Origin of the sequence: Micromonospora sicca, assembly GCF_003172935.1 — a bacterium.
GTDB classification, from domain to species: Bacteria; Actinomycetota; Actinomycetes; order Mycobacteriales; family Micromonosporaceae; genus Micromonospora; species Micromonospora sicca.
Genome location: NZ_QGKS01000106.1, coordinates 1 through 13,235 on the forward strand (window position 1 = coordinate 1; position 13,235 = coordinate 13,235).

Consider the following 13,235-nt stretch of genomic DNA (forward strand, 5'->3'; position numbering starts at 1 on the left):
GGTGGGGGAGGCCGCGGCGGTCGGCGTGTCGGTGGCCGCGGACGAGGGACCGGCGACGGTCGGGTCCGTCGACGTGCAACCGCCCAGGACGGCGAGCAGGGCGGCGATGGCGGCCGCAGCGGCGGAGGTCGATCTCATGTCGGTCGGACGCGCGCGGGTGCCGCCCGGTTCCGGTCACCTGGGCCGCCTCACCCGAACGGCCAGTGTCCCCGGCAGGAAAGCGCTCGGCCTCTTCCCCTTTCCCCGATGTATCTCTATATCTACATGCGTGACTATCCCCGTCACACTTTCCCCCGTCAGGAGGGCCCGTGAAAAGACCCCTCGCCGCAGTCGGCGCAGCTCTGCTCACCAGTGGCGTGCTGACCTGCGTCGCCACCACGGCGCACGCGGCAACCCCCAGCGCCCCCGCCTCGGAATCCTCCGCCGCAGCCCGCGCGGACAACCTGCTGCGCGCCAACCCCGGCACCGTGCAGAGTGCCGGCGGTGAGGCGTACCAGGTGGTCCGTACGAAGGTGGATGCCAACGGCGCCGCGCACACCAGGTACACCCGGACCTACCACGGCCTGCGCGTGTACGGCGGTGACTTCGTCATCCACACCGCCCCCGACGGCAGCTACGCCGGCACCTCCGTCGGTCTCGCCGCGCCGCTGACCCTGGGCACCACCGCCAAGGTCGGCGCGGCCGCCGCCAGAGCGAGCGCACGCAAGGCCTTCTCCGGCTCGCTCACCTCCGTCGGCGCCCCGGAGCTCTTCGTCGACGCCAGCTCCGGCCGGGGCCGGCTGGCCTGGGAGACCGTCGCCGCCGGCTGGCAGGCCGACCAGCAGACCCCGTCGAAGCTGCACGTCATCACCGACGCCACCAGCGGCGCGGTGATCGGCTCGTACGACGAGATCGAGACGGTCGCCGGCACCGGCAACAGCATCTACTCCGGCACCGTCAGCATCGACACCACGCTCTCCGGCAGCACGTACCAGATGATCGATCCGTCGCACGGCAACGGCCGCACCTGCGACATGAACAACGGCACGTTGACCTGCACCACCTTCACCGACGCCGACAACACCTGGGGCACCGGCGCGAACTCCAACCGGCAGTCCGCCGGGGTCGACGCCCACTTCGGCGCCGCCAAGACCTTCGACTACTACAAGAACGTGCACGGCCGCAACGGCATCTTCGGCAACGGCACCGGCGTGCCGAGCCGGGTCCACTACGGCAGCAACTACGTCAACGCCTTCTGGGACGGCTCCCAGATGACCTACGGCGACGGCTCGAGCAACTCCCGTCCGCTGGTGGCGCTCGACGTGGCCGGCCACGAGATGAGCCACGGCGTGACCGAGAACGTGGTGCCCGGCGGCCTGACCTACTCCGGCGAGTCCGGCGGCCTGAACGAGGCCACCAGCGACATCTTCGGCACGATGGTCGAGTTCTACGCCAACACCACCGCCGACCCGGGCGACTACCAGATCGGCGAGAAGATCAACATCAACGGCAACGGCACGCCGCTGCGCTACATGTACAACCCGTCGCTGGACGGCTCGTCCGACAGCTGCTGGTCGACCAGCACCAAGAACAAGGACGTGCACTACTCGTCCGGTCCGGCCAACCACTTCTACTTCAACCTGGCCGAGGGCACCGGCGCCACCGCGTACGGCACCTCGCCGGTCTGCGGCTCCGCCCCGGCGGTGACCGGCATCGGCCGGGCCAAGGCGGAGAAGATCTGGTTCCGCGCGCTCGACGTCTACTTCACCTCGAACACCGCGTACGTCAACAACACCACCCCGTCGAACACCGCCCGCGCCTACAGCCTCCGGGCGGCGACCGACCTGTACGGCAACTGCTCCACCGAGTACAAGGCCGTCCAGGCGGCGTGGACCGCGGTGAACGTGGCCGGCAGCGACGCGCCCTGCTCATCGACCGGCAACGACTTCTCCGTGGCGCTCTCGCCGACCTCCGGCTCGGTGACCGCCGGTGGTTCCGTCTCCACCACCGTATCGACCGCGACCACCAGCGGGACCGCGCAGACCGTGACGTTCTCCGCGTCCGGCCTGCCGACCGGTGCCAGCGCGTCGTTCAACCCGACCTCGGTGACCTCGGGCGGCTCGGCCACCCTCACCATCGCCACCTCGGCGAGCACCCCGGCCGGCACGTACACCGTGACCGTCACCGGTACCGGCGCGGTGAGCCACTCGGCGAGCTACACGCTGACCGTCAACGGCACCGGCGGCGGCTGCACCAGTCCCGGGCAGAAGCTGGGCAACCCCGGCTTCGAGTCCGGCAACACGGTGTGGGCGTCCACCTCCGGCGTCATCGGCCAGTACGGCTCCAGCGGCCAGCCGACCCACGGCGGCACCTGGAACGCCTGGCTGGACGGCTACGGCACCAGCCACACCGACACGCTCTCCCAGTCGGTGAGCCTGCCGGCCGGCTGCACGAGCTACAACTTCAGCTTCTGGCTGCACATCGACTCGGCCGAGACCACCACCGGCACGGCGTACGACACGCTGCGGGTGCAGGTGCTCAACTCGTCCGGGACGGTGCTGGCGACCCTGGCCACCTACTCGAACCTGAACAAGGCCGCCGGGTACAGCCAGAAGTCGTTCTCGTTGGCCGCGTACGCCGGCCAGACCGTCACCCTGAAGTTCACCGGCGTGGAGGACATCTCGCTCCAGACCTCCTTCGTGGTGGACGACACCGCGGTCAACGTCTCCTGACGTAGCCGTCGCCCCGGCGGGCCCGGCGGCCACCCCACGCGGGTGGTCGTCGGGCCCGCGCCGTTATGGTCGGCCGGACGGTCGCCGGGCCCCGGTCGCCGTCGGCCCGGAGGGGGAGAACATGTCGGACGCGGAGCTGACCGTCGAGGTGACCGGCCCGGTGGCGACGGTGGTGATCCGGAACCCGGCCCGGCGCAACGCGATGACCGCGGCGATGTGGCGTCAGCTCCCGGTGCTGCTGGACGGGCTGGAGGCGGACCCGGCGGTGCACGCGCTCGTGCTCACCGGCGCCGACGGCACGTTCTGCGCCGGGGCCGACCTCGGCGACCTGGACGAGCTGCTGGACGCCGGGGACGCCAGCATCGCGGTCGCCGCCGAGGAGCGGCTGGCCACCCTCGCCAAGCCGACGGTGGCCGGGATCCAGGGCGCCTGCGTCGGCGGTGGCTGCCAGCTCGCGGTCGCCTGTGACCTGCGGATCGCCGCCACCGACGCCCGGTTCGCCGTACCTCCGGCGCGGTTGGGGCTGGTCTATCCCGCGCCGACCACCCGCCGGCTGGCCCGGCTGGTCGGGCCGTCGGCCGCCAAGCACCTCCTCTTCACCAGCGAGCTGATCGACGCCGAGCGGGCGCTGCGGGTCGGCCTGGTCGACGAGGTGCTGCCGCCCGACGCCCTCGCAGCCCGGGTCGCGGCGCTCACCGCCGCCATCGCGCAGCGCTCCCGGCTGACCGTCGCGGCGGCCAAGGAGATCGTCGACGACCGGGCCGACGAGGAACGGATCGCCTGGTGGCACGGGCAGGTCCGGGCCAGCGGCGAGGCCCGCGAGGGGGTTGCGGCGGCCAACGAGCGCCGGCCGGCCCGCTTCGGCTGGGCGCCGCCCGCCGACCGCTGACCCTCGCGGCTCAGCCTCGCGTCGGCGCTGCCGCTCGCCCTCGCCGGTGCCCGGTCCCTTCCACCGTCCGGCATCTCGGGCGCGCCGAGGCAGGGTGGTTGCTGAGCGATATGCCTGAGCGTCATGTGCCCGCGGGGCGGGTGCCCGTGGGCCGGGGGCGGAGTTCGACAGGCCGCCGTGGGCCCGCCAACGTGGGCCCGCCGCAGTGGCGGGCCGAGGGCCGGCGGGCGCCGCGCCGGGGGCGTACCCCCCGACGCGGCCCCCTGTGCCCGCCGGCCGGTCCGTCACCGCCCGGCGAGCGCCGCCCAGCTCGGCGTCACCGGTTCCCGCCGCAGCGGCATGCCCGCCTCGGCCGGGGTCCGGTCGCCCTTGCGCTGGTTGCACTCGTAACAGGCGGCGGTGGTGTTCTTCCAGGTGTTCCGGCCGCCGCGCGAGCGGGGCAGGATGTGGTCGATGGTGCTGGCCGGGTCGTCGCAGTACGCGCAGCGCCGGCCGTCGCGGCGCAGCACCCCCGCCCGGGACCAGGCCGGGCCGGCGCTGAACCGCCAGCGGGTGACCACGTACCGGACCAGGCGGACCACCCGGGGCAGCGGGAAGACCCCGATCAGCTGGTCCGGCTCGGCCTCGTGGATCTCGGCGACCCGCCGGCAGAGCATCCGGATCGCGTGCTGGACGGTGACCCGGTGCAGCGGGCCGAGGTCGGCGTTGACGACGAGGACGGCGTCCACCGGGCACTCCCTTCTCACGACGGTGGTAGGCGGTCCGGACAGCGAAAAGCCGCCCGGTCCGGCGATCGGACGGGCGGCGGGCACGCGTGCGGGCACGCGTCAGTCGGGCCACCCGACGATCGGACCTTCCGCTCGGCAACCGTCGCTGGGCAGCCACGACGGCACGGTGGTGACGTGCGGCTTCGACATCGACGGCTCCCGGAGCGGTGGTTGACCTTGCCCGGTCACGGTAGATCCGCACCGGTGCGGCGGGCAACGCATTTCGATCCGCCGTCGGCCGGCCGGCGGTGGCTCCGGGTCAGCGCCGGCCGGCGAGCAGGCCGCGGGGGCGGATCGAGCGGACCGGCTCGGCCGCGCCGCCCTCGGAGCGCAGGATGTGGTTCGCGGCGATGATCCCGGTGGCCGCCGAGCGTTCCATCAACGCGCTCGGGAAGTCCGTCCGGATGCCGTCGCCGGCCAGGTAGAGACCGGCCGCGTCGGTGCGTACCCCGGGCCGCTGGGCATGACCGCCCGGGGTGAACGCGGGTGCCCGCGCCTCGACCCGGGCACGCAGCTCCCGGACCCGCAGGCCGGCCGCCTCCGGCCAGAGCCGGGTCAGCTCCACCCGCATCCGCTCGGCCAGCTCGTCGGCCGGCACGTCCGGTTCGCAGGCGTACGCGTGCAGTTCGACGACCGAGCCGCCGGTGCGCTCCGCCCAGCGGCGCGGCTCGTGCTCCAGCCGGTGGTAGAGGGTCACCGAGTCCAGCGTGGGCTGCCGGGACACCCCGCTGAACACCGCCCGGTCCGGGTGGACGTCCCCGTCCATCCAGTAGCGCGCCACCGCGTACGGCGGACCGGGCGGGCCGAAGGCGGGCATCCGCGCCACCAGCTGCGGCGCCGCCGCGGTCAGGCCGGGGGAGCCCGCGACCAGCGCGGCGAGCGCGGGCGGGTCGACGGCGAGCACCACGTGCCCGGCGGGGTACGACGAGCCGTCCGCGGCGGTCACCCGCCAGCCCCCGGGCTGCCGGTCCAGTCGGGCGGCGGCGACGCCGGTGACCACCCGCCCGCCGTGCTTCTCGACGTGCCGGGTCAGCGGCTCCCAGATCGCCGTGGCGTAGTCCTCGTCCGGGCAGTCGAAGGCCAGCCCCTCCGGGTTGCCGAGCAGATAGAAGTGGAACTGGGCGATCATCTCGGCGGCCGACATCTCCGCCTCGTGGTTGAAGAACGAGTGCGAGAAGACCTCGAAGAGCATCGCCCGCGCCCGGTCCGGCAGCCGCAGCGAGGCGAGCAGTTCGTCCGCCGTCATCCGGTCGAACTCGGCGTAGGTGCGCACCGGGTCGTAGCTGAGCAGCGGCAGCGCGGCGTCCCGGTCCATCGCGCGCAGGTCGGCCAGGCGCAGGCTCGGACTGCGCAGCAGCAGGGCGAGCAGGTTCGTCGGCGGGGCCGGCGGCAGCCTGCCGAACTCCTCGGTGGGCCACTGCTCGCTCAGGATGGGGTAACCGGGGACCGGCCTGAGGAAGCCCAGGCCCGGGTCGACCCGGCGGAGGATGGACCGCCAGTTGTAGTACTGCCGGAAGACCGCGTGGAAGCCGTGCTCGTTGCGCTGCGTCCCGTCCGCCAGGGCCTCCGGCCAGGCGCCCAGCCGACCGCCCAGAGTCGGCGCGGCCTCCAGCACCGTCACCTTCACCCCGCGCTCGACCAGCACCACCGCCGCCGACATGCCGGCGATCCCGCCACCGACCACCACCGCCGTCGTCGGGCGCGGCACGCGGGACGCGCCGCCGCCGCCCGGGTCGACCACGTGCTCGCGTACGCCGATGAGCCGGCCGACCACTTGCGACAATGGCATGGGCACCTCTTCGACGGCGGCGTGTGTCCAGTCTGCCCGGTCACGCCTCCGGCGGCAGCAGACAGCGCCGCTCGCGGTCCGAGGTCGGCCAGACGTACTCCAGGTCGAGCGGGATCTCGCCGAACCGCGGGGCGTAGTGCGCGGGGTCCTTGCGCAGCAGCGAGGAGCGGTGGCTCAGGTGCAGGTCGGCGCGGCCCAGCCAGGGCGGCAGCTCGCCGGCCTCGGCCAGCTCCGCCTGGGTGCGGACGGTGGTGACGCCGCAGGCGGTGGCGAGGTCGGTGACCATGGTGCCGGCGCAGGTGTCCGCCCGGCCCGGCTCGCACCAGACCGCGCACATGTCCAGGCCGTACCGGGTGAGCGCCTCCTCGTAGCCGGCCCACATCTTCACCGCCGGGTGGTTGCGCCAGCCGTAGTCCGGGCGGGTCAGCCCGCGCAGCACCTGGATCGTCTCCACCCGCTGCTTGCCCAGCCGCTTGACGTCCAGCGTCCGGGCGCTGGCCAGGAAATCCGGGTACGGGAGGAACGTCTGCATGCCGCTGCTCTACCCGTCCCGGGGTACGCCATTCCTTCATGATCGCGGGGCTGCGCGCGCTGCGAGCGGTTGACTACCATCCGGGCATGGCCGAGCCCCTGCGCGACCGCGCCCGCCGCGCGACCGGCTGGCGGCTCCGGATGAACGGCGACGACCGTCCGCACTACGTGGTCTGCGGCTCCGACCCGCTCGCCTACTGGGTGGTCAGGTCACTGCTCGCCACCGAGTCGCCCGCCGGGCGGGTCCGGGTCACCCTGGTGGTGCCCGAGCGGCGCCGCTCCGACGGGCCGGACGGCCGCGACATCGAGGGCGTCCAGGTGATCCGGGCCGACCGGCTGGACGAGACGGCCTTCCGCCGGGCCGGGCTGGCCGGCGCGGCCGGGCTGGCCCTGCTGCATCAGGACGACGTGGGCAACATGCACGCCGCGCTCTGCGCCCAGGAGGTCGAGCCGCGGCTGCGGCTGGTGGTACGGATGTTCAACACCAGCCTCGCCAACGGCGTACGGCAGATCTTCCCCGACTCGGCGGTGCTCTCCGACGCCTCCATGGCCGCCCCGGCCTTCGTGGCCGCCGCGCTCGGCGAACTCGCCCCCACCCACTTCCGGCACGCCGGGCGCACCCTCTACGTGGCCCGGCGCGCCGACGTACGCACCGAGGACGTGGTCTGCGGCCTGGCCGTCACCACCGACCCCGACCTGGTGCGGGTCCTCCCGGCGGACGAGGCGGCGGCCGACGTGGTGCTGGCCGAGGCGACCGGGCAGCCGCCGGGCACCGAACTCGCCGCCCGCCGGCTGGTCCGGGCCCGGCGCCGGCGCCAGCCCGTCGCGGTGCTGCTCCGCGCGGTCCGCAGCTTCGCCACCCGCAAGATCGGCGTCGCGGTGATGCTGCTGCTGGCGGTGATCGCCCTGCTCGGCTGGCTCAACGGCCGCGCGGTGGACGTGAGCTGGACGGAGGCGCTCTACCTGACGCTGGTCACCACGCTGAGCGGGCAGGACCCGGACGTCGGCAAGCCGGCCGCCGCGCAGATCATGCAGGTGGTGCTCAACCTCGCCGGGCTGGCGCTGATCCCGTTGATCACCGCGGTGGTGGTGGACGGCATCGTCAACGCCCGGCTGGCCCTGCACGCCGGCCGGATCCAGCCGGACCGCTCCGGGCACGTTGTGGTGGTCGGGCTCGGCAACATCGGCACCCGGGTGATGGCCCAGCTGCACGACTTCGGGGTCGAGGTGGTGGCCATCGACAAGGTCCCCGACGCCCGCGGCGGGGCCCTCGCGCACCGGCTCGGCGTGCCGCTGGTCGTCGGCGACGCGGGGCTGGAGGAGACCCTCCGGGCGGCCTCCGTCGACACCTGCCAGGCGCTCGTCGTGGTCTCCACCGACGACGGGACCAACCTGCGCGCCGCGCTGAACGGCCGGGCGCTCAGCGCCGAACTGCGCGTGGTGCTCCGGCTCTTCGACGGCGACTTCGCCGAACGGATCCAGAGGGCGTTCGGCATCGGCATCTCGCGCAGCGTGTCGTACCTGGCCGCGCCCTCGTTCGCGGCGGCCCTGCTGGACCGGGCGGTGATCGCCACCATCCCCGTCGGCCGGCACGCGCTGCTGGTCACCGAGGTGCCCGTGGTCGCCGGCTCCGCGCTGGACGGTCGCCCGCTCGCCGCGGTGGCCCGCCCCGGCGAGGTACGCCTGCTCGGGCACACCCGGAACGGGCAGAAGACCGACTGGACCGCCGATCCCCGGATGGTGATCTCCGCGGGGGACCGGCTGACGGTGGTGGCCCGGCGGGCCGGGCTGAGCGCGCTGCTCCGCGAGACCGCCCCGCCTCCGGAGCCGGCCCCGGCGGGCGCGCCGGTCCCGCGGCAGCCCGACGAGTGAGCCCGGGTCAGGCGCGCGGGGCGCGGGCGTGGCGGAGGGCGTACCAGGCGGCGCCGAGGGCGAGGACGCCGAATCCGGCGAGCACGCTGGCCGGCGGGAGGCTGACCGCCAGCACCAGGCAGCCGACCAGCCCCAGGGCGGCGAGGAGCTGCACCGGGACCTTGCGGCCCGGCTCCCGGCCGAGGGTGAGCGCGGCGGCGTTGGCGATCGCGTAGTAGACCAGCACCGTGCAGCTGGAGAAGCCGATCGCGCCGCGCACGTCGCCCAGCGCGACCACCACGATCACCACGGCGGCGACGGCCAGTTCGGCGCGGTGCGGCACCCGGTGGCGAGGGTGGACGGCGGCGAGCGCGGCGGGCAGGTCGCGGCGGCGGGCCATCGCCAGCGTCGTCCGGCCCACCCCGGCGAGCAGGGAGAGCAGCACCCCGGTCACCGCCACCGTGGCGCCGGCCCGGACCAGCCAGGCCAGTCCGGGCAGCCCGGCGGCCGTCACCACGTCGGCCAGCGGCGCGGCGGAGGCGGCCAGCCGCCCCGCACCGAGCACCCCGAGCGCGACCACGGCCAGCGCCAGGTAGATCGCCAGCACGACACCGAGCGCCAGCGGCACCGCGCGGGGGATGGTCCGCTCCGGGTCGCGTACCTCCTCGCCGAGGGTGGCGATCCGGGCGTACCCGGCGAAGGCGAAGAAGAGCAGGCCGGCGGCGGTCAGCACGCCCGGCACCCCGGTGCCGGCGGAGCCGTCCAGGCGGTCCACCGCGACGTGCGGCGCGCCGGTCACCGCGACCAGGGCGAGCACCGCCAGCACGAGGCCGACCAGGGCCCGGGTCACCGCCGCGGTCTTGCCGATGCCGCGCAGGTTCACCGCGGTCACCGCCACCACCGCGGCGACCGCGACGAGCCGCGCCCGCCCCGGCCACAGGTATGCCCCGATGGTCAGCGCCATCGCCGCGCAGCTCGCCGTCTTGCCGACCACGAACCCCCAGCCGGCCACGAAGCCGGCGAACGGGCGCAGCCGTTCCCGGCCGTAGACGTACGTCCCCCCGGATTCGGGGTAGCGGGCGGCCAGCCGGGCCGAGCTGGTCGCGTTGCACCAGGCGATGAAGCCGGCCAGCGCCAGGGCGACCAGCAGCCCGGCGCCGCCGGCCGCCGCGGCGGCCGGGGCGAAGACCACGAAGACGCCCGCGCCGAGCATCGACCCCAGACCGATGACCACCGCATCGGGTACGCCCAGTCGCCGCCTCAGTCCGTCCATGGGCGCAGGTTAGGGGACCGAGGTGAACGGGCGGTCCCAGGTGCGTAACCGGCCGGGCAGCGGAAGGTGGTCCCAGGGCGCCCGGCGCAGCAGCCGGTCCAGCAGGAGCCCGAGCAGCAGCCCGGCGACCGAGTCGGTCAGCCAGTGCCAACCCAGGTAGGTGGTGGTGCAGAACACGATCACCGGCGGCAGCACGCGGACCGCGGTGATCAGGTGGTCCGGTACAGGGCGGTGCAGGGTGCGCAGCAGCGCGGGAAGCAGCAGGGCAAGGATCCCGTACCAGACGATCGAGTTGGCCACGTGCCCCGACGGGTAGGACACCCCGTACGGGCCGTCGGTGTGGAAGATCTGGACAGTGTCCGGTTCCGGCAGGTAGGGCGGCTTGACGCTGGCGGTGGGTGCGGCCCGGTCGGACCAGAGCTTCAGCGGCCCGATGGTCAGGACCGTCAGCACGAACGCCGCCACCGGCGGTAGCACCGGCCGGATCGACCGGAGGCGGACGGCCACCAGCACGCCGAGCCCCGCCGCGAGCAGGGTCAGCGGCGTCCCCTGGCCGAGATAGTTGAGCACCCGCGCCATCCAATACGCCGCCGCCGGCCGGTGCGCGTCAGCCCAGTCGGCGACCGCCCGGTCGAGGCCGAGGAACTGGCCGGCGGCGAGCGCGACGGTCAGCCCGACCAGGGCGGCGAGCAGCAGCGCGTCCCACCACCAACCGGCCGGCCGGACCGGTCGGAGCCGCACCTGGCCGCGTACCCCCGTGGTCTCCCGCACGCGACCACGCTACCGGCCGCGGACGGCGCCGGACCGGCGCGGGCGTCGGTGGCTGTGTGCCCAGCCACGAAGGGAAGCGCTCGGGCGGGGCGGGCGGCACACTTGTCCCCGTGCGGATCACCTCGGCCCTCGTCGACCCGGCGCTGCTCGACCTCCCCTGGTCGACCCCGCTCGAGGAGTGGCCTGCCGAGCACCTGGTCGCGCTGCCCCAGGGCATCTCGCGGCACATCGTGCGCTTCGTCCGCCTCGGCGAGTACGTCTACGCGGTGAAGGAGACCGGCGAGCGGGTGGCCGAGCGGGAGTACGACCTGCTCCGCGCGCTGGAACGGATCGACTTCCCGTCGGTCGAGGCGATCGCGATCGTGGCCGACCGGCAGACCGACGACGGCGAGCCGCTGGACCCGGTGCTGATCACCCGGCACCTGCAGTTCTCGCTGCCCTACCGGGCGCTGTTCTCCCGCACCCTGCGGCCGGAGACGATGAACCGGCTGCTCGACGCGTTGGCGGTGCTGCTGGTCCGGATGCACCTGACCGGCTTCTTCTGGGGCGACTGTTCGCTGTCCAACACGCTGTTCCGCCGGGACGCCGGCGCGTTCGCCGCGTACCTCGTCGACGCCGAGACCGGCGCCCTGCACAGCTCGCTCTCGAACGGTCAGCGCGGTGAGGACCTGGAGATCGCCCGGGTGAACATCTTCGGTGAGGCCCTCGACCTCGAGGCCGCCGGGCTGCTGCACGAGTCGATCGACCCGGAGGTGGTCTGCGACGAGGTCGTCCAGCGCTACGAGCGGCTGTGGCACGAGATCACCTACGAGCAGCAGATCGAGCGGGAGGCCCGGCACGACATCGAGGGCCGGATCCGCCGCCTCAACGAGCTGGGCTTCGACGTCGCCGAGGTGGCCATGTCGACCGCCGACAACGGGCGCTACCTGGTCCGTCCCAAGGTGGTCGACGCCGGGTACCACACCCGGCGGCTGATCCGCCTGACCGGCCTGGACGCGGAGGAGAACCAGGCCCGCAAGCTCCTCAACGACCTGGACGCGTACCGGGTGGAGAGCGACCTGACCGACGAGCAGCAGGCGGCGCACCGCTGGCTCACCGAGGTCTTCGAGCCCGTGGTCCGGGCGGTGCCCGCCCACCTGCGCCGGAAGCTGGAGCCGCAGGAGCTCTTCGCGCAGATCATCGAGCACAAGTGGCTGCTCTCCGAGCGGGCCGGCCGGGACGTCGGCATGGGCCCGGCGGTGCAGTCCTTCCTGTCCGATGTGCTGGTGCACCGCCCGGACGAGCAGGCCGTCCTCGGCGTCGAGGTCCCCGCCGCCGGCTGACGCGCGCCCGCGGCGACCAGCTCGGGATCGACCGTCCGTCCCGGCCCACCCGAAGGTGGGCGGTCCGGTGCCTACGAAGCTGATGTCGTGAATGGATCAGACCGGTCCGGAACGGACGGTGATTCACTTGCGACATCAGCTTCGTAGCGTCCGAGCGGTAGGTTCCCCGCTCGGTGCCCGGAGCGAGGCCCGGGTCACTCCACCCAGGAGCCGGCGCGCATCACCCGCACCACGTTCAGGTCGTCGTCGAGGACCACCAGGTCCGCGCGGAGGCCCGGCTGGAGCGCGCCGACCCGGTCGCCGAGGCCGATGGCCCGGGCCGGGGTGGTGGCCACCATCCGGCAGGCGTCCGGCAGCGCGACGCCGGCCGCCACGGCGTGCCGCAGGGCGGCGTCCATGGTCAGGGTGCTGCCGGCGATCGCGCCGCCCCGGGCCAGCCGGGCCACTCTGTCGGCCACGGTGACCTCCTGACCACCGAGCTCGTACTCGCCGTCGGGCATGCCGGCGGCGGCCATCGCGTCGGTGATCAGGGCGGCCCGGTCCGGGCCGGCGACCGAGGCGGCGAAGCCGAGCATGCCGTCGTGCAGGTGGACACCGTCGGCGACCAGCTCGCAGACCACGTTCGGCGCGTCGAGCAGGGCCACCACCGGCCCGGGCTCCCGGTGGTGCACCGGGCGCATGCCGTTGAACAGGTGCGTGCCGACGCTCGCCCCGGCCGACACGGCGGCCCGGGTCTGCTCCCAGGTGGCGTCGGTGTGGCCGACGGCGGCGACCACGCCGTGCGAGACGAGCAGCTTGATCGCGTCGAGCGCGCCGTCCCGCTCCGGCGCCAGCGTGACCATCCGGACCGCGCCCGCGCCCACCTCGATCAGCTCGGCCAGCTCGTCGGTGGACGGGTCGCGGAGGAACTCCGGGTTCTGCGCCCCGCAGCGGTTCGCCGACAGGTACGGCCCCTCGAAGTGGATGCCGGCCAGCACACCCGCGTCAACCAGCGGGCGGTAGGCGGCGGTGGCGTCCCGCATCAGCGCGAAGGGGGAGCTGACCAGGCTGGCCAACAGCGATGTGGTGCCGTGCCGCAGGTGGAACGCGGCGGCCGCACGGGCCGAGTCCGCGTCGCCGGTGGTGAAGCTGTGCCCGCCGCCGCCGTGGGTGTGCATGTCCACGAAGCCGGGCACGATCCAGTGCCCGTCGCGCACCGACGGGTACTCGGCGACCGCCCGGATGCGGTCGCCGGCGATCTCCACGCAGCCCTGCCGGATCACGCCGTTCGGGGTCACCACCTTGCCGTTCACCCGCAGGTTCATCAGGTCTCCTCCTCAGTCCGGGTGGGC

10 protein-coding genes are annotated in these 13,235 nt (G+C 74.1%); 4 read left to right on the forward strand and 6 right to left on the reverse strand.

Annotated elements, in window-relative coordinates:
• Nucleotides 1–308 precede the first annotated feature (308 nt).
• Both DKT69_RS04285 and DKT69_RS04290 read left to right on the forward strand, forming a co-directional pair.
• Nucleotides 309–2,711: a M4 family metallopeptidase gene (locus tag DKT69_RS04285; RefSeq protein ID WP_109800294.1), complete on the forward strand. Its 2,403-nt coding sequence runs from the start codon at nucleotides 309–311 to the stop codon at nucleotides 2,709–2,711.
• Between the two features lie 121 nt (nucleotides 2,712–2,832).
• Nucleotides 2,833–3,600, forward strand: a complete 768-nt coding sequence (locus DKT69_RS04290) for an enoyl-CoA hydratase/isomerase family protein (RefSeq protein ID WP_109800295.1) — start codon at nucleotides 2,833–2,835, stop codon at nucleotides 3,598–3,600.
• 284 nt (nucleotides 3,601–3,884) lie between these two features.
• Here the strand turns inward: DKT69_RS04290 and DKT69_RS04295 are convergent, their stop codons facing one another.
• The 3 genes from DKT69_RS04295 to DKT69_RS04305 all read right to left on the reverse strand — a co-directional run bounded on the left by DKT69_RS04295 (nucleotide 3,885) and on the right by DKT69_RS04305 (nucleotide 6,688).
• A complete protein-coding gene (locus DKT69_RS04295) occupies nucleotides 3,885–4,328 on the reverse strand; it encodes an HNH endonuclease (protein WP_109800296.1) in 444 nt (147 codons plus the stop codon).
• Nucleotides 4,329–4,626: 298 nt separating this feature from the next.
• On the reverse strand, nucleotides 4,627–6,156 hold the full coding sequence (locus DKT69_RS04300) for an FAD-dependent oxidoreductase (protein WP_109800297.1): 1,530 nt from the start codon (nucleotides 6,154–6,156) through the stop codon (nucleotides 4,627–4,629).
• Between the two features lie 40 nt (nucleotides 6,157–6,196).
• A complete protein-coding gene (locus DKT69_RS04305) occupies nucleotides 6,197–6,688 on the reverse strand; it encodes an MSMEG_6728 family protein (protein ID WP_109800298.1) in 492 nt (163 codons plus the stop codon).
• Between the two features lie 86 nt (nucleotides 6,689–6,774).
• Between DKT69_RS04305 and DKT69_RS04310 the strand changes: the two genes are divergently transcribed.
• Entirely contained in the window at nucleotides 6,775–8,559 is a 1,785-nt protein-coding gene (locus DKT69_RS04310; RefSeq protein ID WP_375373502.1) for a potassium channel family protein, read from the forward strand.
• A 7-nt stretch (nucleotides 8,560–8,566) separates the two neighbouring features.
• Here DKT69_RS04310 and DKT69_RS04315 read toward each other — a convergent pair whose 3' ends face one another.
• Complete coding sequence (locus DKT69_RS04315) at nucleotides 8,567–9,811, reverse strand: APC family permease (protein ID WP_109800299.1); 1,245 nt, start codon at nucleotides 9,809–9,811, stop codon at nucleotides 8,567–8,569.
• Between the two features lie 9 nt (nucleotides 9,812–9,820).
• Nucleotides 9,821–10,552: a phosphatase PAP2 family protein gene (locus DKT69_RS04320; RefSeq protein ID WP_201749482.1), complete on the reverse strand. Its 732-nt coding sequence runs from the start codon at nucleotides 10,550–10,552 to the stop codon at nucleotides 9,821–9,823.
• Nucleotides 10,553–10,692: 140 nt separating this feature from the next.
• On the opposite strand from DKT69_RS04320, the gene DKT69_RS04325 reads away from it, so the two are divergent.
• On the forward strand, nucleotides 10,693–11,904 hold the full coding sequence (locus DKT69_RS04325; protein ID WP_375373503.1) for a DUF4032 domain-containing protein: 1,212 nt from the start codon (nucleotides 10,693–10,695) through the stop codon (nucleotides 11,902–11,904).
• Between the two features lie 194 nt (nucleotides 11,905–12,098).
• Here the strand turns inward: DKT69_RS04325 and nagA are convergent, their stop codons facing one another.
• Nucleotides 12,099–13,208 carry an N-acetylglucosamine-6-phosphate deacetylase gene (nagA, locus tag DKT69_RS04330; RefSeq protein ID WP_109800302.1) on the reverse strand — a complete coding sequence of 370 codons (1,110 nt, stop codon included), beginning with the start codon at nucleotides 13,206–13,208 and terminating at the stop codon, nucleotides 12,099–12,101.
• Between the last annotated feature and the right edge of the window lie 27 nt (nucleotides 13,209–13,235).